Consider the following 20,651-nt stretch of genomic DNA (forward strand, 5'->3'; position numbering starts at 1 on the left):
TGAATAACTGATTTATTTCCGATAATGAACATTATGGTAACTAAAAATGTATACTTTATTGAACACTCCTTAAGCACCAATGGAGTGCTTTTTTAATTTGTTCTAGAAAAATCCATTGCGTAAAGTGAATTTTTTATGAACTAAAAGGTTTAAGACTTACAAGCAAGAATTTTCCTTATAAGTAATCTTAAATTAGATGATAAGGAGAAAAATATGAAGCTCTATGGTGATTTTAAAAAAAAAGATTGGTTGAAAGTACTTGGTATACCAGAGAAAAACATGCCTGGCTCATTTATTATTCATGGAGAATGGGGATTTGAAGATAACTTAAACTTATGGAGAGAGATCTTATCTGAAGAGCTTCTTGTACCTAAATGGAACACTTTAGTTGGAAAATATAAAAACTTAAATATAGGATATGCAAATGTATACGGAAGCCCTATGGCGTCTAATATTGTACATCAGTTTGCCTGTAGTGGTACTGAAATATTTATACAAACTGGCTACTTTGGTGGACTATCTTCAAAAGTTAGATATGGGGACATCCTAATTGTTACAGCTGCAGAAATGAAGGATGGTGTCTCTCAATGGTACTTGCCGGAACAAATAGTTGTAGAGTCTAATAGAGAATTAGTGGAAGCTGCTTGTGAATACTGTGAGAGGAAAAACTATGGATATGTTACAGGCACCGTTATCAGTATGAGTGCTATGCTTCTTGAAACCCATGAGATGGTAAAAGAGTGGGCTTTAAAAGGTTATGATGGAGTAGATATGGAAACAGCTACTACCTTAGCAATTGCCCATAAATTCAATAAAAAAGCTATTGGTTTATTGAATTTATCGGATCATATTATAAACGGGGATACGTTATACTCATACACCAAGGATAGAGAGTTGATAGAGGCTGAAACGGACAAGGCTATTCGGAATGTTGCTTTATACTTAAGTAAAAAATTTAAAGGCAGACAGACACTCTAAATAAGTTTTCCAAAGGATATATTTTTACTAAAGACAAAGGAGGGAAAAATGATAATAGGCGATGAAAAGTTAGAGATTCGAGAACTTCTGGAATCGGATAAATTTTTTTGGGTAAAGTGGCTAAACGACCCTCTGATCCTTCAATATTACGAAGGACGTGACAATCCTCATGATACTGAAATGGTTAATCAAAATTTCTATCAACAAGAGGATAATGTTACATGTTGCATCATAGAGTTTGAACAAAAGGCTATTGGTTATATTCAATTCTATCCCTTAGATTCTCAAGAGAAAAAAGAATATGGATATGGCGACTTAGATAATATATATGGAACGGATCAGTTTATCGGGGAGATAGATTATCGGGACAAAGGAATTGGAACACGTTTAATGAAATTAATGATTGGTCACTTAATGTATAAGCAGCATTCAGAAAAAATTGTGCTGGACCCACAGGCATGGAACCAAAGAGCAATAGCATGTTACGAAAAATGTGGTTTTAAAAAGGTTAAATACCTTTCCAAACATGAATATCATGAGGGGGAACTTAGAGACTGTTGGTTAATGGAGTATAGTAAATAAAGTGTATGGAATTACTATTCCATACACTTTTTAATTCCGAGAATGGCGGTTATATTAGCTAAAAATGTATAGAATATTCATTCTAGAATACTGAGTTTACAACGGTTTATGCTGGTATTTGATAACTTTTACATTACCTGCATCTATTTGATAAGTAATTGTTTCAATACCTTCTGGAGGATTGTGAGCATTAGTAAAGCTTCTATACCTCACTGTAACTTTAAAATTAAATTCTCCTTCATTTTGACGTTGAATTTTTAAAATTTTTGCATCTGTTAAGCTATATGAACGATTTGGTCCTAATTTACTTCGAATGACCTCACTCGCATAAGATGCTAATAAGGTATTATATGAGTCATAAAAATCTTTATCTTTAATAGTCACTGCATTTATTTGTATTGGTGAAATAATTGAAAGCATTACTATGAAAAAGCAAGAAATGAAGCAATATTTAACCTTTAACATCTTATTACCTCCATAAATATGTTAAGGGTTAGTATCTGCAAAAAAACATGTAGATAACGGTGATTATGTAATTTAATATTTCATGATATTTTAGAGGTAAATGTATGAGGTAGGTGCGAAAATGATTAATTGGTATTGGGAGAAAGTTGATATCTTAGAACGTCAAGAAAAATGGAATGAAGCAAAGGATTACATGTATGAAGAATGGAAAAAAGACTCTCTTAACTTAAAGAAATATCTTCGATTAAGTTTTTTGTGTTGGTATATAGTTGTCGAATCAGGCTGCCTTAATGATCCTAACATCAACGATGAAGAATATGAAAATATATTGCTAGAAATTAAAGATTTTGGTTTTAAGCATTTTGGCCAAGACTCTGAATTCTTATGGATTTATGGTTATATGGTATCTCTATTCCCTTACTATTTTGGAGAATATGAAGAATGGGAAGAGAAGGGCCAACAAATGATTTATAAGGCTTATCAATTAAAGCCACAAGATTCTGTTATAAAGCTCGTTTATATACGTGGTTTACCTTCCTCTGTAGCACCTGGAATTAAAGAATTAGAACGAACTGTAAATGAAGCTTTATCTATAAGGTTTAAAGGGAATGGGGAATTACAAAGGTATTTTAAAGAAGTGCTTAAATCTGAAATATAAAAGGAATAAAAAGGAATAATGTTGTTATACCTTCTGAGGATAGTTCACGTGAATGCTCTTCTATATGATAGCATGATACAGATAGAAGGGCATCCAACAAGTGTACAAAGACGGTATACTAAACATCACCACACACACATTTTGTGTTAGTTTTTGCTGAGTGAAAGAATAACTTTAGGGTTGCTCTTTTTTTTATTAAATGGTATAATATACAAAAAAAGAAACACTTATAGAGATAGTTTTTGCATAGGATAAAACTTATCGGAGAACCACCTTACTTCTGTAGGGTGGTTTTTCCGTGGTTACGCTCTTTTTTATTACACGCTATAATCTCCAAAAAAAGGTAGAATGAATCTATGAAAGACCGCCTTACTTCTGTAGGGCGGTTTTTTCATGTTATCTTTCGGGATGATAGCCGAGGTTTGCATTTACTTTTCCAGTTAGACCATCATTATTAGCAGGAATCTTTTTACTATTTGATTTCGGTACATCTACTGGTTGGATATTTCCACCATTAGTATCATAACTATTACTATGATTGTTATTTTTATGTGTTGGACCGTGTTCTGGCATAAAAATACCTCCTAGTTGTAAAAAAACAGCAATGATGGTGATATGTTTATTGGTTTATCGATAACGATTCATAATACTCATATTTTCACGCATACTATTTATGTTATTTATAGTATTACGCGTACTGTTCAAATTGTTTATAGTGTTACGCATATTCGTCATTGAATCTATATTATTCAATTCGTTCATGTTACCTAAATTTGTATGATTTAAGTTACCTTCATAACGATTAAATCCACCAAGTTGGTTTAATCCTATTGATGAATTTATTCTTCCTCCAGTTTGATCATCAGCAACTGGATTTGGTGTATGAAAACCTGTGGCATGTTGTGGAACGTTAATGATCTCACGATCTGTGTCTAGTTCTTCAATGCTATCAAAAGGATCTTTATCACCCGCTGTTTTCTCTGGTGCATTACCTTCATTTATTGGCGTAAAAATCACCTCCCAGTTGTATTATTTGAATATGTTTTGAAGAAAATAAGAGGGATTATGAGGAAATGATCTAGGTAAAAAAAAGAGCAACCACAATTATTTAGGTTGCTTTTGTTGCATTTCTTTCACTATTCGTTTTATAAGATTTAACTTTCCCTCTTCTTGGCGAAAACCTACACTTGATCTTTGTATATGATATATACTCAAAGTTATCTTTGAATTATATACTGAGCATTTGAATCATTAATTAAGCTGTTAATACCATTAGGGTAACAAGGCATTAATCTATCTGCTGTTTTTAAATCAATCCATTCTACTTTTAGAATATTTTCTTCTTTGGGAATTTGATTTGGTTCTTGTATAAGACGAGCTTTAAAGAAAACAAAGAAGACATGATTATTGTCAATAAATGCTTCATTTAAACTTACAATACCATCTATATCAATGTCATAACCTGTTTCTTGTTTTAAAGTTTCTCCTTTCTCTACTCCTCCACCTGGAAGGGACCATGTATTATTTCTGTTCGTCTAGATAGAGAACCATTAGAGTTTCAAATTAACTGGCATTATATACAAAAGTACTTACCAGAACACGGAAGTGTGTTAGATAATGGAGCTGGCCCTGGTAAATATGCTATGAAACTAGCAGAGAAAGGATTTCAGGTAACGCTAACTGACCTGACGCCTAGATTAGTAAATATAGCTGAAGATAAAGCAGAAGAGCTTCAGCTTTTTAATCAGTTTAGTGGATTTCATATTATGGATGCAAATGATTTAAAATTATTAAAAAACAAAGAATTCGATGCTGCCTTAATGATGGGGCCAATGTATCATCTACGGAATGAACATGGTCGTGATGCAGCTGTTAAAGAACTGTACCGTGTAACAAAAAATGAGGGAGCTTTGTATATGATAGACAGCGTAAAAACAGAAAAAACTACCCCATGAGAGTAAGGTAGTTCTTCTGGTGAATGCTCTAAATAGATGTATTTAACACCTTACAGTGTCTTGGGTAGTTTGTTCAAGTTTTTATATGTTATTCGTATAAATAATTCATCAATTCAAAAGAACAGGTAATAATATGTTTAACAATATAATTTAAGGAAGGTATTTTATGTATAAATATAATAAGAAAAAGGGATTTTCTTTAGCTATGATAATAATTCCTTGGTTAACTGTTCCTTTTATGGGGAAGAAATCATTTCTTAGATTTTTACCTGTCGCAAGTTTTATTAATTTATTCTTAAGCGTGTTTAGTCTTACAGCTAATAAGAAAAAATGGTGGGTAAATAAAAATCCTCTCTCTCCTGGTTCTGTTGATTTCTCGTATATATTAGGGCCCTATTATGTAGCTACACTATGGATATTTAAACTAACATATGGAAATTTCCCGAAATACTTGATTACCAATATGATGTTAGATTTAGTTAACGCTTTTCCTCTTGGTTCTATTTGGGAAAAGGTTGGAATATTTAAATTTCAAAAAATGAAACATGTCACATGGTATTTTATATGTGTAGGCCTTTCAGTTTTTATTTACGGGTTTCAATATCTAGTAGAACAGTCGATTAGGGAAACAAGTAGTTCTCAATCCAAGCGGTAAGTACTTTTCACTTAATTATTGGTCTTGTCCTATATTGAATTACACTATTTATTTACATTAAACTCACTGTATTATTAAGCTGATTGTTGTTTTACTTTAAATAAGTAGTTAAGAGGATCTTTATTGAAGATCCTTTTTTCAGTACCTATAACCTACATTATGGTAACTAAAGATGTATAGGCTATACATGATCAAATTCTTTGTATTTGAGTAAAATTATTCATTTATATATAAATCCTTAAGTCAAAAGCACTCCAATATTGGAGTGCTTTTTCATCAAGATGGAATTAATCGTAGGCATATACAGTCGAATTTCCACCGGAGTATTTTGCTAAATAAAATTCGGCTTGGTCACCATCAACATATCCACCGATATTTTTAAAGACATGACAACCATTTGAATCAAAATCATTACTACCTGCTGTTTTAAAGTAGAGACCTCTAATACCATTAGAATATACTACATCATCTGTATTATATGGATCTTCTTCATATAGTTCATAATAACCTGATTGACTATCAGAACTGAGACAAATTTTGAAATCTCCTCCACCCGATAGAAATATTTCACTTTGATTGGTAAATTCATCGCTCCCTTGAGGATCCCACCCGCCACTACCATATTGCTGAACAGGGTTTGCATATGAATCGACTGGAATAATTACCAATAAAAGTGAGAAAAAAGCCAAAATTACACCTATTTTCTTCATTACCTTGTCAACTCCCTTTTTTCTGGATATTAGGTTTTACTCTCGGTTACTAATAAAATAATCGTGTTTATCTCCTATAGTTTTTACTAAGGGGTTTTTTGTTTTTAAATATCTTTCCTTCTTTCCATTTTCCAAAATATTCTTTAATTCGTCTATACGACCTTCATACTGTATTTTTGTTCCTGGAATTCCTTCTTTTTTCACCTTTTGTGCATGCTCATATAAAACAACTTAGCTAGTCAGTTAGTTAGATATTTATGGATTCATTACAAAAATATTTGGGGTTCAAAGACAAGAGTTCTTTTTTAAGATGGGTTATAGAAAGAGATATGTTATATATATAAAAGGAGGTGACCTGTTAAGCTTTGGCGAATTAAGGAAAGAAAACAAATAGAGAAGGAGGACTTAATAATGAAAGAATTAGTCATTAATGATGTTGTATTTGATGTAAAATACCTTACTGCGTCTACAATCAGCAAAGAAGAAGTGGGACTTGAAAAAAGAATTATTAATAATGGAAAAATGACTAAGGGAAGAGATCAAATTAAGTTTTCATTTTCTGTTTTAGGTAAACAAGATTATCAATTATATGATTCCTTTTTTGAGAGCACTCATTATACTGTCGTGATTCCTGAAACGAGTGAAAGATTTATAGCTCACAGTTTTTCGCATAGTACATTTTATCAAGGAGCTGAAGTAGTAGATGACACAGAAGTGGTATTTAAAGTTGCGCTTACCAAATAAAGGAATCGCCTATATTTAAGCTCACAGTGTATTTTTTTTAAAGGACTTGCTTATGAATATCATCGAGTTTGATTAAGTTCTATTTATCAGAAACACCTGTACGCCTATAATATTTTTTTAAGGGGAGATCTTAGTGAATACGTGTAGTGGTTTTGCAATAATTTGCTTAAATGATAAAGATGAATTATTAATGGTCTCCCAAGAGAAAACCAACACGCCAAAGCGTTGGTCTGTTCCTTCTGGTGCTATCGAAGGACATGAAAGGCTCGAAGATTGTTGTGTTCGAGAAGTATGGAATCAAACAGGCTATCAAGTAGAGATAGTAAAAAAAATACACGCAAATAGGACAACTACTTATAATGTTGATGTCCACATGACCTATTTTGAAGTTAAGGTATTAGCTGGAGAGAAGAAAGTTCAGATTGTAGACTCCTATTGCTGGCAACCGATATCTAAAATTAATCATTTGAACATGTTATTTGAAGATGAACGTGAGGTTGTACTAAATTATATAAAAAAGAGAAAACAGTTCATTTAATCTTGCTCAAGGATATTATTTTACCTCTATACACATGTATGGAAATTCGTTGTCTTTTGAAAAAACTACGAAAATATTATAGAGAGGAAGTTAAATAATTGATTAATACAACCATTAATTTAATGAGAATTGTCATGCATACTACTATGAGGAATAACTTAGTCTTTATGAATCATTACCTCAATTCGAGGGACATTTTGTTATCTAGATCTAAAAGACCATAAAATATATTATTTATTTCCTCCAAGATAATTTATCTGGTTAACAAAAAAGCTACTGGCCTCGACAGTAGCTTTTCTGTTCTCGTAAGGAAACTAGAGAATTAGCATTATGATGCCTCACGGCGTCTTAATTAGTTTGTTCACTAGATAAAAGATTATGCAAAAAATCAAAAACATCCTTTGCTAATCATAGCAAAGGATTTACTTCGTTTAGTTTATATAAATTAACTATTAACATGATAAAGTTAATTATAAAGTGAACGATTTAAGCCCATAATGATTAAAATTATCCGGCCTAAACTCATTTTTTGATATGTAAAAAACTTATTCATATCTATTGCATTTGAGAGTTTGCGTAATCTAATGCTCGATAAAGGCTGTGGAATGTAACAATATCGTTTAATTTTACACCTAGTTGAACCATTGTAAGGGAAATTTCAGGACGAATGCCACTTAATACAACACCTATTCCTATAAGTTTCAAAGCCGCAACTACTTTGAAGAGTTGATCTGCAACCATTGTATCAATAATAGGTACGGCAGATAGATCAATAATCAACCAACGTAGTTTGTAAGCATCACCTTGTTTCAATGCATTTTCCATTAAAATTTGAGCTCTATGTGTATCGATTTCTCCTACAAGAGGAATTACACCAATTTCTTTTGTTATACGCACTACAGGTATAGACAATTCATCTATAGCGTACTGAGCAGATTGAATTTTATCTGTATAATCTTTCATATAGGATTTACTTACCCAATGTACAGCTTTATCTACAACTAAATTGTATCTAGATATCACTTTAGAGAACAAATCAAAAGAAAACTTTTCTTTCTTTGCTTCTTCTGTAATGACTTCTCCAATTTGATTTCGATAATAACTAATTTCTTCTAAAGCAATATCTAAAGGAAGTTGAAGAGTTGTTAATACATTTGCTACTTCCGTTCCCCACTTTTCTAATATTTGGAAAGTAAGCTCTTCATCGATAGATATAGATTCTGCATAAATTTTAATTAACTTCTCTCGCCAGGGAACTAGTTGAACATAAACATCATGATTATAAAAATGATAGTGTCTTTTTTGTTCAGCTAATTCTTCTTTTTTATGTAAAATTACAGCAGTAATCTGTTGTAATTTTTTATTCAGCAATACATCTTCCATTTTTTCACCTACTAAACATCATAATTATGTAGCAAAAGCATAACAATTCATTATTCATTTATAGTTATTAAATAAAAAAAAGAAACAGATCTAAAAAAGACTGCTTCTTGTAAAATTCCAATCCATCTAAATACTCTACCTATCTAATTTAAAATGAAACATAAAATACAGTATTTTTCACAAAATATATTTTGTTTCCGATAAAATCCATTATGGTAACTAAAAATGTATACTTTTTCGGACAGCTAATTTGATTTTGGTCCAATACTTTAACATATAAAGTCTCATTCTAATTATTTAATTTTTTTAGCTATTTATTAGAATTTTTTATGATTTCCCTATTATTGTTATAAAATCAGAATATTCTATTATTTTAATTTAAATTGTAAGCGATTTCAATTATAATGATAATTAGGTTGGATAGCAAGCATGGCTGTCATTGTATATGGCGTAGGCAGGGCCAGTACAAGTACAAGATAAAAATAGCTTATCATACAAAATACGTTGCTAATTTGTATGTATAAGAGATTGCTAGGTGCGGCAACAATGAAAAATAGGAAGCTTACATAAAGGAGGTCAAACTATTGAGCAAACATGAACAGGTTTTCTCTACGTTTATTAACGGTGAACGATTTGACTTACATTCATACCTTACGTATCTATTTATCAATGAATGTCAGGAGGATGTAGTAAATCAGTTAGAACAGGAACATGTAAATCAATAAATTGATAAATAAGAAAAAGTGAAAGGATAAATAATAATGAATGGAAAAATTGTGTAGGTGACTTTATCTTTCTGAACAGAAGGAATAGGTCGCCTATTGGTATTGCTTTTAAATATTCACTTGCACTGAAAAAAATTACAATTTCCCATTTCTTATCACCTACCAATCTATCTTTCACTTACCTTTTAAAAAATTATAATATATACAATAAGTAAATAGAAAACATATAAGCATTTAACTTTATATTCTTTTTAACAAGATGATTTTAATTAAAAATACATAAATAAATTCTTTTATATAAAGAATTAAATGAATAAACTCTATTATAAAAACTAAAATTTTACCATTTACTCTGTATGGCGACAAATAGCGTGTTTTTTTACATTCTATTTAAATGATAAAGGTTCTATAACAAAAGTATTTTACCACTTACTATAAGGTATAGGTTTGTCATGTGTTTTTCTTTTCATGCTTTATATATAATTATGTTTTTACCAAGCGATACAAACAAATTAAACTTATATTCACATACTACCACCTTACTTATTACACCATAGTTTCCCTATAAACATAAAAAACCTACTCCCTGTGCTTCGGGAATAGGCTAGATGACATGAAACGTTAAAAACAATCTCCAATATGCTTTTTTATTCTACAACAATTTACTGAAGAAATCACTTACAATTTTACCCTTAACATATAAAAAGATCCGCAACCCTAGAAAGAATGGCGGACTAGTTGGAATTTAGTTTTAATAAGCACTATCAGTATAGCATGGCATTCATTTTATAGGAAGCGATTACATAAATTGATTAAATATAAGAAAAGACCTCTTACCGATTAAGGTAAGAGGCTTCTCGTGGAGAACGTGTCTGTCAAAACACTTTTTCAAGAAATCCTTGCGCTCTTCCATGTTTCAAAGCTCCATGTTATCACAGTAGACAAGAATCTAACCTACCCTATGGCGATTGAAGAATTGACAAAAGAAAAAAAGATGCCCGTAGGCATCCAAATAAGGCAGATAAAATATCTTAATAACATTGTGGCACAAAATCATCGTTTTATTAAAAAGCGAGTTTGTCCGATGTTGGGGTTGAAATCTTTTCTTACAGCCAAATCTATTCTTTCGGGAACAGAAGCGATGCATATCATTAAAAAAGAATAATTTGCTTTACTGGACAAGTCTGTCCAAAATCAAGTGATGTTCATTAGCCAACTATTTGGACTAGCTGTATAAAAACGAATTCCACGAATCTATATACCCTTTTGACATGGATGTAATCTTTGCACCAGAACCAAATAATGTACCTATTTGATGATAGGATTAATGAATTTCAGTAATGCCTGATAAACGAATAGAGAATATATTGTGTTGTTCATCTTCTAGAGAAAGAGTTTGATCATGAAGATTAAGGTTACTTACACGGCCTTTACATGTTTGTAATAAACCGTTGTGATAATAATTAATAGTAATTACACCTTTCTTTCTTAATGCCTTCAATATCATCTGAGGGTCCCCTTTCTGTAGGTTAATTGAAGTTTATTCATCAACTATTTGGATTGGCTGCATAAGAACACATTCTATTAGGAATCTATATACCTTTTTCAAATAGATGTAACCTTTACACCAGAACCGAATGTAGTCAATTCTCGTAAAAGCACTTCAATGTTTATATCTTTCTACTCTCAACTCTTCGAACCTGTCATTTCAGCAGGAGCCTTCTCCCAGACTTTTTTCCCGTCCATTAAGGTAAGTTCTACTTTGGTTTGCAAAATGTCTTCTTCTGGTACAGTAAAGAGATTACAATCTAGGACAATGAGGTCTGCAAGCTTGCCTGCTTCTAGTGTTCCAAGCTCGTCTTCTCTAAAAACACTATAGGCAGAGTTGATAGTGTAAGCTTTTAATGCTTCCGCAAGTGTTACTTTTTCCTGTTCATTCCATGTATCTTTTAACGTACTATCCTTACGGGTGATAGCATGATAAATTTCCAGCATTGGTGAAAGTGAAGCGATGGGATAGTCGCTGCTGTATGAGACCACTGCTCCGGATCTAACCAAGGAGGCGTTAGGATAAAGATAAGGATATTTCTCGTCGCTGACACGCGTTGTATGGCTTTCTTTAGGCATAAGTGCCATATGATACGGCTGGATCGATGGCATGACGCCAAGTTTTTCAAAACGTGGAATATCTTCTGGCGCAACCACTTCAATATGCTCTAAAGCATGACGGGCATCGCGCTTGCCATTAATTTTTTGAGCCTTTTCATATAGGTCCAGACCGAGCCGGACTGCTCCGTCACCTATGGAGTGAAAACGAATTTGAAAGCCTTCCTTATCTGCTTCCACTACCCACTTTTCCAGTTGCTCCGTCGTATAAGCAATTTCTCCTTTTGTCTCCGGCTGGTCTGTATAAGGATCCAGCATATAAGCCGTATAGCCAGTCACTACCCCATCGATAAACTGCTTCAATCCTGCCACCCGCAATTTACCTGAAGAATAGGTTTCACGCAGCTCTTTGGATCGTTCGATTTGACTATTCAATGGAGGATAAAGGTGAAATCTAGCAGTTAAGCGATCCTCGTCATCAAACTCTTTATAAATGGAATAAGCTTCAAGCTTTTCGTGAGCACGGCTTCCATACAAGTCATTTACGGAGGTGATTCCAAGAGCAGCTGCCTGATCTAAGAATTTCATCACCATGTCCCGGAGCTGTTCTTTCGAAAAATCATAAGCAAAGTCTGTAGCCAATGAAATTGCCGTTTCAATTAGAATACCTGTCGGTTCCCCTTTGTCATCCTTATAAATTACTCCATATTCAGGGTTTTCTGTCGATCCTGTGATCCCAGACACCGTAAGTGCTTTCGAATTCACCCAGCCGTAATGTCCCTCTGCATGCAAAAGTACTACTGGTCGATCAGCCAACACTTTGTCTAATACATAACGATCAGGAAATTCCTTTTCCCCCCATGCTGTGTGATCCCACCCTGTGCCAATAATCCAAGCATCATTAGGATGCTTATCCGCATATGCTCGTACTCTCGCAGCCGCCTCATCAGCAGAGTTCGTATCTGATAACGGTACACAATAATAACTGAATAAACTCCCCAGCATAATATGCAAATGTGCATCGTGGAATCCTGGCATAACTAGTTTTTCTCCCACATCCATAATCTCGGTATCATCACCTTTTAACGCTAAAACCTTTTCCTTTGGTCCAACCTCTAAAATTCGGTTATCTTTTACTGCTAAGGCCAATGGCTCCGGCCCATCACTCAATCCAGTAAAAATAGCTTCACTTATGATAATTAAATCTGCTTTTGTCATCATTTTCATCTCCCTAGATTTATGAATTTTCAGTTTTTTGGTTACTCTCTAGTAGTTGCTACTTAGAGTATTTTGTTAGAACAAGTATATTGAGGAATACAAAGATAAACCAAGCTTTTATGTTTGAATTTCATTTACCTCGGCATTTTCCACGGAGATCTCTGGTGGCTGTTCACTAAACATTTTCGTAGTGGAAATGAGGACGAGGAAGCCAAGTCCCAACCATCCTATCCCGAGTAAAAGTGCCCTTGAATCAAGGCTAGCCCATAACCAAATTGCGAAACCTGCACCCACAAGTGGAAAGATTAGATATTTTAAAATGTTAATTCCGTTTCTCTGTTTTTCTCTAATAAAATAATGAGATATAACCGAAAAATTAACAAAGGTAAATGCAACAAGAGCTCCAAAATTAATAAAAGATGATGCTGTTACTAAATCAACAAATAAGGCAGATAAAGCAAAAATACCAACTAAGATAATACTATATATTGGTGTTCGAAATTTTGGATGTAGATAACCAAATATTTGCTTAGGAAGAACTCCATCCCTTCCCATTGCATACAAAAGGCGTGAAACGCTTGCTTGTGAAGATAAGCCAGATGCTAGGGTTCCAATAATACATCCCACTAAAAAAATGGATTGAAATAAATTACCACCAACGTACACGGCAATTTCTAAGGCAGCAGAATCTGGATTTTTAAAAGATTGGAAGTTTGGGTAAACAAGGTGAATGAGATATGAGATGGTAACAAACAAACCTCCTCCTATTAATACAATGAGAAAAATAGCCTTTGGTATTACTTTTTTAGCGTTAATGGTTTCCTCTGAGAATGTAGTAACAGAATCAAAACCTAAAAAAGACAAACACAATATAGAAGAGCCTGCTAATACCAAAGATAGTGAAGTTTCCCCATTCACAAATGGAGAACTCATAAATAATGTTCCTGAACCCATTCCGTTAAGCAAACCTTTAATTGAAAGGACTATGAATATAGCTATTATCAGGAATTGACTTCCAATCAATAAGAGATTCATCTTTGTTGCTATTTTTACTCCGATTACATTTACAGTGGTAATTAAAATTAGGAAAACAATTAACCAAACAGAAAAAGGAACAGTTGGAAAGTATGAATTTAAGTAGAGAGCGATTAATAAGGCATTAATCATCGGTAAAAATAAATAGTCTAATAATATAACCCAACCTGTTAAGAACCCAATATGAGGATTAAGAGCCCTTTGAGTATATGTATATGCAGAACCAGCAACAGGGTAAGCTTTAACCATTTGACCGTAGCTATGGGCTGTAAACAATAAGCCAATTAAAGCTACTATATAAGCTGCTGGTACCATCCCTTTCGTTATTTCCGCAACAATTCCATAACCTGTAAATACTGTAGTTGGTGCCATATAGGCTAAACCAAATAGTACTAAAGGAAATACTGTTAATGAACGTTTGAGTTTTACATCCTGCATATATCACTCCACCTTTAAATATTATTTAATCTCGAAGATTGCACCCTTAAAATTTAGAGTGTTTACTCAGCAAGTTCCTATTATAAAAAGACACAGATGCTTTAATACATGTCTTTTATCTATATGACATGGTTTGGGTATATCCGAATTTTTGTGAAATCTCAAGCGCTGCATTCTTAACCTTTTCAATCAATGGAGGTAGCATCATCTTCTGATAATTCACCTCAAGACCCTCAATACTAATACTTGCTATAACATGACCTTTGTAATTGAAAATAGGGGCAGCTATCTCAGCTATATAGTTTTCCAGTTCTGAGTGACTAACTGTGTATCCTATTTGTTGGGATTCTTCCAGAATAAGGCGAAGTTTCTCTTTGTCTGTAATCGTTCCAGGTGCAATCGACTTCATCACGATCTTCTCCAAATATTTCTCCCTCTTATCATGGGGCAGAAAAGCAAGAATAACACGAGAACAAGCCCCAGCATAAAGTGGTGTTCTCTGGCCAATTGACATGTGAAGTCTTACATACTGATTTGTATTTAGTCTTTCGACGTAGAGTGCTTCTTCGCCATCTTGAACACTGAGATTAACAGATTCACCTACTTCATCATGAAGCTTTTGCATAATCGGTAAAGCTACCTGCCGGATATCTAAACGTTCTGCTACTAAATGGCCAAACTGAAGAAATAATAGACCCAGTGAATATTTTCCATTATCATCTTTATCAAGAAGTCCCATCTCTTCAAGCGTTGTCACCATTCTATAAATAGATGTTCTCGGTATCCCTGAAAATTGTACAATTTCATTAAAACTAAGCTTTGAATATGTTAAGAAAAGATTAAGAATATCCATTGATCTGACGACTGTCTTGTTTATGCTTTGCACGATTTCCCCTCCTTTTCCAACTATATCAAGACATTATAGGTTCTCTGTTTTCAAGATTAAAAGTGGATCACGGTTATGTAATTGGAATGAGTCAAAAAATAATTATCAATATATTTTGAGTTGAAGTTCGTCAAAATGTATAGATTTAGGGTTCTAGTGAATATTTTTACGTTTACACTAGAACCCTCTGTAACATACAATTCTAATTATCTACCTTAAATAATATCTCTACTTTAATAATTCTTATTTATAATCTGATTAGCTAAATACTTTGCTGTATTTTCCTTCGTAGAAGGCTAGTGGTGCCCCTTCGCAAGTGACGATATCAGTTACCTCCCCAATAAAGAGTGTATGATCGCCGACTATTTGTTTACTATGAACCTTACATACAATGTTTGTTAAAGCATTCTTTATTACTGGTAGTTCATTTATCCAATCAAATTCGATTTGACGTTTTTCTTTAATTTGTCCCGCAAAATGCATCGATAAATCTTTTTGATCATCGGATAATATATTAACAGCAAATTTTCCAGACTCATTGATCTTATCTAGCATTTTAGCTTTTTCTCCTATAGATATTAAGACTAATCTTGGATTAAGGGACACTGACATAAATGCATTTGCCGTCATACCGTGGGCCTCATCTTCTAAAACTGTTGTTATAACTGTTACTCCTGTAGCAAATTTCCCCATCGCATTTCTAAAAGCTCTATCATCCATCATTTTATAGCCTCCTAAAATTTAAACTTACTGAGACAGCATTATAAAAGGTACTTGATTCAATAATTTACCTGTTTCGCATTATGAACTCTGTACTCTGTATACATAGTACCTGGAAAGGAATTGATTAGTTAATACCTGGTTACAAATGTTAAAAATGAATTTTTTAAACTTTTTAAATTTGTGTTATTCGGCAACTGTGTCTTTCTGGGATAATGAATTATCTTTATAAGTAGTTACTACTTGGGCTCTACTTAAGAATGTAACAGAAATAAATGAAATTACAGAAAGAGTAGTGATAAAAATAGCAAGAGGAATCCAGGAATTATCATAAGTACTTAACAAAATAGTCGCAATCATTGGAGCAGTCCCTCCAAATAAGGCAGAACCAGCTTGATAGCCAAGTGTTATTCCCGTGTATCCCACATTTGTACTAAACATTTCGGTAAACATTGTACCAATTATACTTGCAATGGTAGACCATAGAATTCCTAAACCCACAATTGAAACGAAGTATGCCCAAAATGTTGATTGTGTTGATAATAAATAATAGTAAGGAAAAGAAAATAGAGCAATTCCTGCTGCACCTATCATAAAAACACGTTTACGGCCGATTATGTCAGATAATTTCCCCATAATTGGGATACACACTGTTGTAACAATAGTTGCAATAGTAATTATGGTTAATACTGTCGTCCTTGAGAAACCAATATTATCTGTAGCGTAAGAGATAAAAAACGTTGTGAAAATATAGAATGGACCAACTTCCACACATTTTGCCCCTATTGAAATTAAGACAGCTTTCCAATGATGTCTTAGTGTCTCAAAAAGAGGCACTTTTACAATATTGCCTTTTTGCTTTTCTTCACTGAATACTGATGTTTCCTCAATTCCGCGACGTATCCAGAGACCAGTAATCACCAAAATCGCACTCAGTATAAAAGGAATCCTCCATCCCCATGATAGAAATTGTTCTTCTGGAAGTAAACTTACTAATGAAACAGCAGTTGTTCCAAGTAACATACCTAGAGGGATTCCCATTGCGGGGAAGCTTCCATAAAAGCCTCGTTTTTCTTTAGGTGCATTCTCAACCGCCAGGAGAACAGCTCCACCCCATTCTCCACCAACAGCAATTCCTTGAACCAGGCGTAAAGCTACAAGTAAAATTGGCGCTAAAATTCCGATTGTGCTATAAGTTGGTAGTAATCCAATCGATATTGTTGAAATTCCCATCAAAAGAAGCGAAATTACAAGAGTATTTTTTCTGCCGAATTTATCTCCCATATGACTAAAAATGAGACCACCAAGAGGTCTAATAAAAAAAGTAATCCCAAAAGAAGCATAAGCAAGTAATAAACTGACAAATGGATCATTGCTAGGAAAAAACAACTTATTAAACACTAGCGAAGCTACAGTACCATAAAGAAAGAAATCGTAAAATTCGATTGTGCTACCAACTAAACTAGCGAATAATACTTTTTGGGAACTTGCTTTTGATTTCTCTCTTCCCATTATTTATATTCCCCCAACTATTTGTATTTTTAAATTGCCTAATAGACATCTAATAATCTGTTTAACCAGGTAATACAAATTCTTTAGTTGAAAGAGAGATAGTATTCACATAAGCTAATTTGTTCAAAAATTTGACTGTAACTTTCTTTTGTTTTCCTTCTTTCAACCAATCTATTTTATTACTGCTCAGTTCATACTTTTTTTCATAAGCATTAGAATATTTAAAAAAACCTTGAATGGTTCTGCATCCGTTTGATATTTCCACTCTATACACACCATATTTTGGTAAAATATACTTGCTTTGAATATGAAACTCAACATTATTCAGCTTCTTTTGTGTATATAAATCAGGTGAAAAATGAACACACCCATTGATTTCATAATGTTTTCCTAAGTAATACGGTACAAGGTGAACGTCTCCGTCTTTTATTAGTTTTCTTATTAACGTTGAACCTATTTTGTGGTCATTCATTATCCTTTTTGAGATGACTGTCATTTCAAAAGGACTGTTTATGCTGATATCTCGTAAATAATCTACGTTGCCCTGAGCTTTATAACCAAAGGTGAAGTCAAACCCTACTACTATGTGTTTAGCTTGAAGATCTATAACATATTGTTTAATAAAATCAGATGGTGGAAGGGAAGCAAATGATAAATTAAACTTTATAACAAAAAGTTTGTCCACTCCCATAGCTGCCATTTTTTCAATCTTTGAGGGTAAAGGAGTTAAATATCTCCAATCGTTATCTGATTTGATAACTTCATTTGGATGTGGATCGAAAGTCATAACAGCAAATTTTAGGTTTTTCTTTTTGGCGATATCCTTTGCTTGTTGTAATAAATATTGATGACCTAAATGGACACCGTCAAAAAAGCCTAAAGCCATTACATGAGGTTCTTGAATAGCAAGACCTTTATCCAATGGATGTGTTAAATGTAGAATTTCCAATATGCCTCACCTTCCTTACAATATGATCAAGATACTTAAAGAGGATAACTCTCTTATTATGTGAATACTGTATTGTGTATACATCAAAACTTAGTAGCAAATATTTTCTGGCTTAGTCAGGGCTGTTTGAAAGGCTTCTCGTTTTTTTACATTACGAGAAGCCCTTTCTATTGATCAATTAATCTCAATCATTTTACCTGTTTATTGGTCTTTGGAGTAGTAACGAACCTCGAAAATTTTACATCCGTCTGGTGACTTCCATGGTCCATGCTCCATCCCAGGGGGACGACAAGCAACCATCCCTGCTGTAAATTCTTCATTTAGACGTAAATCAATTAAGGATCCCTCTATAATATATAATTCCTCCCAGAAATCATGAATTTGGACTCCATTAGGGGTAGTGTCAGTCCCTGGAGCATTATGAAGAATTCTCGTAGCTACTCCTGTAGTAGGATCAGAAGCAATTACTCTTTCAGAAAGACTCTCAACCTTACTAAAAGGCTGCTTCTCAAAAGTCTGATAATCAACAAATTCATGTTCTTCTTTTTTCTGATCTGCATAATAGCGAACTTCGAAAATCTTGCAACCATTTGGTGATTTCCATGGCCCATGCTCCATTCCAGGAGGACGACAAGCAACCATCCCTGCTGTAAATTCCTCATTTAGACGTAAATCGATTAAAGATCCTTCTATAATATATAATTCTTCCCAGAAATCATGGACTTGGACTCCATCTGGGGATGTATCAGTCCCTGCCTCTAGTTCAAGAATACGAGTTGCCACATTAGTACCTGGAACCTGTGCGATAATTCTTTGGGATGCACCCTCTACCGTTTTTGAAGCAACAGTCTCAAAGGTTTTATAATCAACAAATTCAATTTCTGGTTTTCTAACAGTTTTCATTTCTGATTTTCTCATTTCATACTACCTCCGCATCTACTAAAATATGAACCTGATAATTTAATTCAATTTTGTTATGTGTTAAACGATCATACAATTCTGCTGAAAATGCTTCTCCGTAAATAAATTCACCACCTTTAATCGGTAAGGTCCCACAAAACACAATCATATCTTCACTATTATATCCACGTTCTTCTATGATTTTGAGCAATTCTTTAGGTTGTAAAAATTCCCCTAGCTTTCCTGTTTGGTACTCTTTTTTAACCCCATCAACGATCATCCAACTCCTCATTTCAATTTCATCCCATCGATCTTCTACGTCATCTAACGGCCAAAAATGTGTTGAAATAGGTTTGCTACATACTTGTTTAGATTTCTGAATAGACACTGTTTCAAGCTCACGATCCGTGTGGTCACTTCCGAGTCCTAAATACCATTTCCCTTTAATTTTCATGATTACTACCTCTGCTTCTCCACTACTGCTTTCTTGAATAACTGAAATAGACTGGCTTGTCGTAATAAGATTTGTTGAAAGGTCATAGATCATTGGAACTTGTGGAGGAGCTGGAACTCCAATTTCCCTCAATTCCTCAATATGTTTTTTTACAGATTCTTGATCTTTTCCTGTATAGCCAGCAATAAGTAACCGTTTAGGATCTGCCACAATATTTCTTCCACCAACATTGATATTTATCAAATGAATTCCTCCTGTCTTTCTATGACTCGATGTTTTAAATTAGGAAATACATTACGAATATAAGTAATTTCAGATGGATCAATTTCTGTTTTTATAATAGCTTCTTCCTCTCCGCCGGCTGCAACAACAATTCCCCACGGATCAACCACTTGACTATGACCACCTAAAAGGACGTTATGCGTATTACCAACACAATTACTCGATATCAAGAAACATTGATTTTCTAATGCCCGAACTGAGTTGAATAATTTCCAATGTTCCAGTCTTCTATGTGGCCAAGCAGATGTTACAAGAAGTAATTCTGCTCCTAAATCTACTTCTGCACGATACAGTTCAGGAAATCGTAAATCATAGCAAGTTGATAAGCCAACTTTCCCAAAATCCGTATCCGCTACAGTTGTTTCATTTCCTCTCGTTAATATTTGACCCTCTTTTGAACCGTAGCGAAATAGATGCATTTTTCGATAGGTTCCTTTAAGTGTTCCATCAGGGGAGAATAGAACACTAGTGTTGTAGTATTTTCCATTGTTTTTTTCTATAAAACTACCTGCAAATATATATGAATGAATTTCTTTCGCTTTTGAAGAGAACCTCTGTACAAAATTTCCATTTAGATCTTCTGCTTCATCAATGTAACGATCAAATGAGAAGTACCCGGTTGCCCACGTTTCAGGTAAAACTATTAAATCTTGTCCTTTTAATCCATCAATCATTGCTTCCACACGCTCTATACGAGCATTTTTAGATTCACTATCTTTAATCTCTAATTGTATTGATGCAATCTTCATTTTCTCACC

Annotated in this window: 24 protein-coding genes and 2 pseudogenes; 9 read left to right on the top strand and 17 right to left on the bottom strand. The window is 33.6% G+C overall.

Annotated elements, in window-relative coordinates; translation table 11 throughout:
• The first annotated feature begins 213 nt into the window (after positions 1 to 213).
• Both ACLHDF_RS26345 and ACLHDF_RS26350 read left to right on the top strand, forming a co-directional pair.
• Positions 214 to 978 (top strand): uridine phosphorylase, encoded by a 765-nt coding sequence (locus ACLHDF_RS26345; RefSeq protein ID WP_413921494.1) that lies wholly within the window; start codon positions 214 to 216, stop codon positions 976 to 978.
• A 48-nt stretch (positions 979 to 1,026) separates the two neighbouring features.
• Positions 1,027 to 1,560, top strand: coding sequence for a GNAT family N-acetyltransferase (locus ACLHDF_RS26350; protein WP_413921495.1), 534 nt, complete (start codon positions 1,027 to 1,029; stop codon positions 1,558 to 1,560).
• Positions 1,561 to 1,656: 96 nt separating this feature from the next.
• Here the strand turns inward: ACLHDF_RS26350 and ACLHDF_RS26355 are convergent, their stop codons facing one another.
• Positions 1,657 to 2,025: a DUF3888 domain-containing protein gene (locus tag ACLHDF_RS26355; RefSeq protein ID WP_413921496.1), complete on the bottom strand. Its 369-nt coding sequence runs from the start codon at positions 2,023 to 2,025 to the stop codon at positions 1,657 to 1,659.
• A 121-nt stretch (positions 2,026 to 2,146) separates the two neighbouring features.
• Here ACLHDF_RS26355 and ACLHDF_RS26360 point away from each other — a divergent pair, with 121 nt between their 5' ends.
• Entirely contained in the window at positions 2,147 to 2,683 is a 537-nt protein-coding gene (locus tag ACLHDF_RS26360; RefSeq protein WP_413921497.1) for a hypothetical protein, read from the top strand.
• Positions 2,684 to 3,079: 396 nt separating this feature from the next.
• On the opposite strand, the gene ACLHDF_RS26365 is transcribed toward ACLHDF_RS26360, so the two are convergent.
• The 3 genes and pseudogenes from ACLHDF_RS26365 to ACLHDF_RS26375 form a co-directional block, all read right to left on the bottom strand.
• On the bottom strand, positions 3,080 to 3,256 hold the full coding sequence (locus ACLHDF_RS26365; RefSeq protein WP_413921498.1) for a hypothetical protein: 177 nt from the start codon (positions 3,254 to 3,256) through the stop codon (positions 3,080 to 3,082).
• Between the two features lie 54 nt (positions 3,257 to 3,310).
• Entirely contained in the window at positions 3,311 to 3,700 is a 390-nt protein-coding gene (locus tag ACLHDF_RS26370; RefSeq protein ID WP_413921499.1) for a hypothetical protein, read from the bottom strand.
• Between the two features lie 200 nt (positions 3,701 to 3,900).
• Positions 3,901 to 4,194 (bottom strand): annotated as a pseudogene (locus tag ACLHDF_RS26375) (NUDIX domain-containing protein); the annotation flags it as partial.
• A 66-nt stretch (positions 4,195 to 4,260) separates the two neighbouring features.
• On the opposite strand from ACLHDF_RS26375, the gene ACLHDF_RS26380 reads away from it, so the two are divergent.
• On the top strand, positions 4,261 to 4,638 hold the full coding sequence (locus ACLHDF_RS26380; RefSeq protein WP_413921535.1) for a class I SAM-dependent methyltransferase: 378 nt from the start codon (positions 4,261 to 4,263) through the stop codon (positions 4,636 to 4,638).
• A 166-nt stretch (positions 4,639 to 4,804) separates the two neighbouring features.
• Positions 4,805 to 5,293 carry a hypothetical protein gene (locus tag ACLHDF_RS26385; RefSeq protein ID WP_413921500.1) on the top strand — a complete coding sequence of 163 codons (489 nt, stop codon included), beginning with the start codon at positions 4,805 to 4,807 and terminating at the stop codon, positions 5,291 to 5,293.
• 287 nt (positions 5,294 to 5,580) lie between these two features.
• Here ACLHDF_RS26385 and ACLHDF_RS26390 read toward each other — a convergent pair whose 3' ends face one another.
• Entirely contained in the window at positions 5,581 to 6,003 is a 423-nt protein-coding gene (locus tag ACLHDF_RS26390) for a hypothetical protein (RefSeq protein WP_413921501.1), read from the bottom strand.
• 36 nt (positions 6,004 to 6,039) lie between these two features.
• The gene (locus tag ACLHDF_RS26395) at positions 6,040 to 6,207 is read right to left on the bottom strand and encodes a hypothetical protein (protein ID WP_413921502.1); all 168 of its coding nucleotides are present in this window, start codon (positions 6,205 to 6,207) and stop codon (positions 6,040 to 6,042) included.
• Between the two features lie 207 nt (positions 6,208 to 6,414).
• Here ACLHDF_RS26395 and ACLHDF_RS26400 point away from each other — a divergent pair, with 207 nt between their 5' ends.
• The gene (locus ACLHDF_RS26400) at positions 6,415 to 6,747 is read left to right on the top strand and encodes a hypothetical protein (RefSeq protein WP_413921503.1); all 333 of its coding nucleotides are present in this window, start codon (positions 6,415 to 6,417) and stop codon (positions 6,745 to 6,747) included.
• Positions 6,748 to 6,880: 133 nt separating this feature from the next.
• Complete coding sequence (locus ACLHDF_RS26405; RefSeq protein ID WP_413921504.1) at positions 6,881 to 7,285, top strand: NUDIX hydrolase; 405 nt, start codon at positions 6,881 to 6,883, stop codon at positions 7,283 to 7,285.
• Between the two features lie 555 nt (positions 7,286 to 7,840).
• Here the strand turns inward: ACLHDF_RS26405 and ACLHDF_RS26410 are convergent.
• Positions 7,841 to 8,668, bottom strand: a complete 828-nt coding sequence (locus ACLHDF_RS26410) for an STAS domain-containing protein (protein ID WP_413921505.1) — start codon at positions 8,666 to 8,668, stop codon at positions 7,841 to 7,843.
• Between the two features lie 584 nt (positions 8,669 to 9,252).
• On the opposite strand from ACLHDF_RS26410, the gene ACLHDF_RS26415 reads away from it, so the two are divergent.
• Together ACLHDF_RS26415 and ACLHDF_RS26420 are read left to right on the top strand one after the other, a co-directional pair.
• Positions 9,253 to 9,393 carry a hypothetical protein gene (locus tag ACLHDF_RS26415; protein ID WP_413921506.1) on the top strand — a complete coding sequence of 47 codons (141 nt, stop codon included), beginning with the start codon at positions 9,253 to 9,255 and terminating at the stop codon, positions 9,391 to 9,393.
• Between the two features lie 875 nt (positions 9,394 to 10,268).
• A pseudogene (locus ACLHDF_RS26420) lies at positions 10,269 to 10,630 on the top strand (DDE-type integrase/transposase/recombinase); the annotation flags it as partial.
• 87 nt (positions 10,631 to 10,717) lie between these two features.
• On the opposite strand, the gene ACLHDF_RS26425 reads toward ACLHDF_RS26420, so the two are convergent.
• The 10 genes from ACLHDF_RS26425 to ACLHDF_RS26470 all read right to left on the bottom strand — a co-directional run bounded on the left by ACLHDF_RS26425 (position 10,718) and on the right by ACLHDF_RS26470 (position 20,642).
• The gene (locus ACLHDF_RS26425; protein WP_410904841.1) at positions 10,718 to 10,900 is read right to left on the bottom strand and encodes a YolD-like family protein; all 183 of its coding nucleotides are present in this window, start codon (positions 10,898 to 10,900) and stop codon (positions 10,718 to 10,720) included.
• 179 nt (positions 10,901 to 11,079) lie between these two features.
• Positions 11,080 to 12,717 (bottom strand): amidohydrolase, encoded by a 1,638-nt coding sequence (locus ACLHDF_RS26430; protein WP_413921507.1) that lies wholly within the window; start codon positions 12,715 to 12,717, stop codon positions 11,080 to 11,082.
• A gap of 117 nt (positions 12,718 to 12,834) precedes the next feature.
• Positions 12,835 to 14,190 carry an APC family permease gene (locus ACLHDF_RS26435; protein ID WP_413921508.1) on the bottom strand — a complete coding sequence of 452 codons (1,356 nt, stop codon included), beginning with the start codon at positions 14,188 to 14,190 and terminating at the stop codon, positions 12,835 to 12,837.
• A gap of 115 nt (positions 14,191 to 14,305) precedes the next feature.
• The gene (locus ACLHDF_RS26440; protein ID WP_413921509.1) at positions 14,306 to 15,076 is read right to left on the bottom strand and encodes an IclR family transcriptional regulator; all 771 of its coding nucleotides are present in this window, start codon (positions 15,074 to 15,076) and stop codon (positions 14,306 to 14,308) included.
• 258 nt (positions 15,077 to 15,334) lie between these two features.
• Complete coding sequence (locus ACLHDF_RS26445) at positions 15,335 to 15,796, bottom strand: flavin reductase family protein (RefSeq protein ID WP_413921536.1); 462 nt, start codon at positions 15,794 to 15,796, stop codon at positions 15,335 to 15,337.
• A 186-nt stretch (positions 15,797 to 15,982) separates the two neighbouring features.
• Positions 15,983 to 17,308, bottom strand: a complete 1,326-nt coding sequence (locus ACLHDF_RS26450; protein ID WP_413921510.1) for an MFS transporter — start codon at positions 17,306 to 17,308, stop codon at positions 15,983 to 15,985.
• A 61-nt stretch (positions 17,309 to 17,369) separates the two neighbouring features.
• A complete protein-coding gene (locus ACLHDF_RS26455) occupies positions 17,370 to 18,257 on the bottom strand; it encodes an adenylyltransferase/cytidyltransferase family protein (RefSeq protein ID WP_413921511.1) in 888 nt (295 codons plus the stop codon).
• 201 nt (positions 18,258 to 18,458) lie between these two features.
• Entirely contained in the window at positions 18,459 to 19,175 is a 717-nt protein-coding gene (locus ACLHDF_RS26460) for a hypothetical protein (protein ID WP_413921512.1), read from the bottom strand.
• Position 19,176: 1 nt separating this feature from the next.
• Complete coding sequence (locus ACLHDF_RS26465) at positions 19,177 to 19,854, bottom strand: DUF2848 family protein (protein ID WP_413921513.1); 678 nt, start codon at positions 19,852 to 19,854, stop codon at positions 19,177 to 19,179.
• Positions 19,851 to 20,642 carry a carbon-nitrogen family hydrolase gene (locus ACLHDF_RS26470; RefSeq protein WP_413921514.1) on the bottom strand — a complete coding sequence of 264 codons (792 nt, stop codon included), beginning with the start codon at positions 20,640 to 20,642 and terminating at the stop codon, positions 19,851 to 19,853. Before ACLHDF_RS26470 ends, ACLHDF_RS26465 begins: the two co-directional genes overlap by 4 nt.
• Positions 20,643 to 20,651: the final 9 nt, after the last annotated feature.

It is taken from the genome of Priestia megaterium (assembly GCF_046599315.1).
GTDB lineage: Bacteria > Bacillota > Bacilli > Bacillales > Bacillaceae_H > Priestia > Priestia megaterium_F.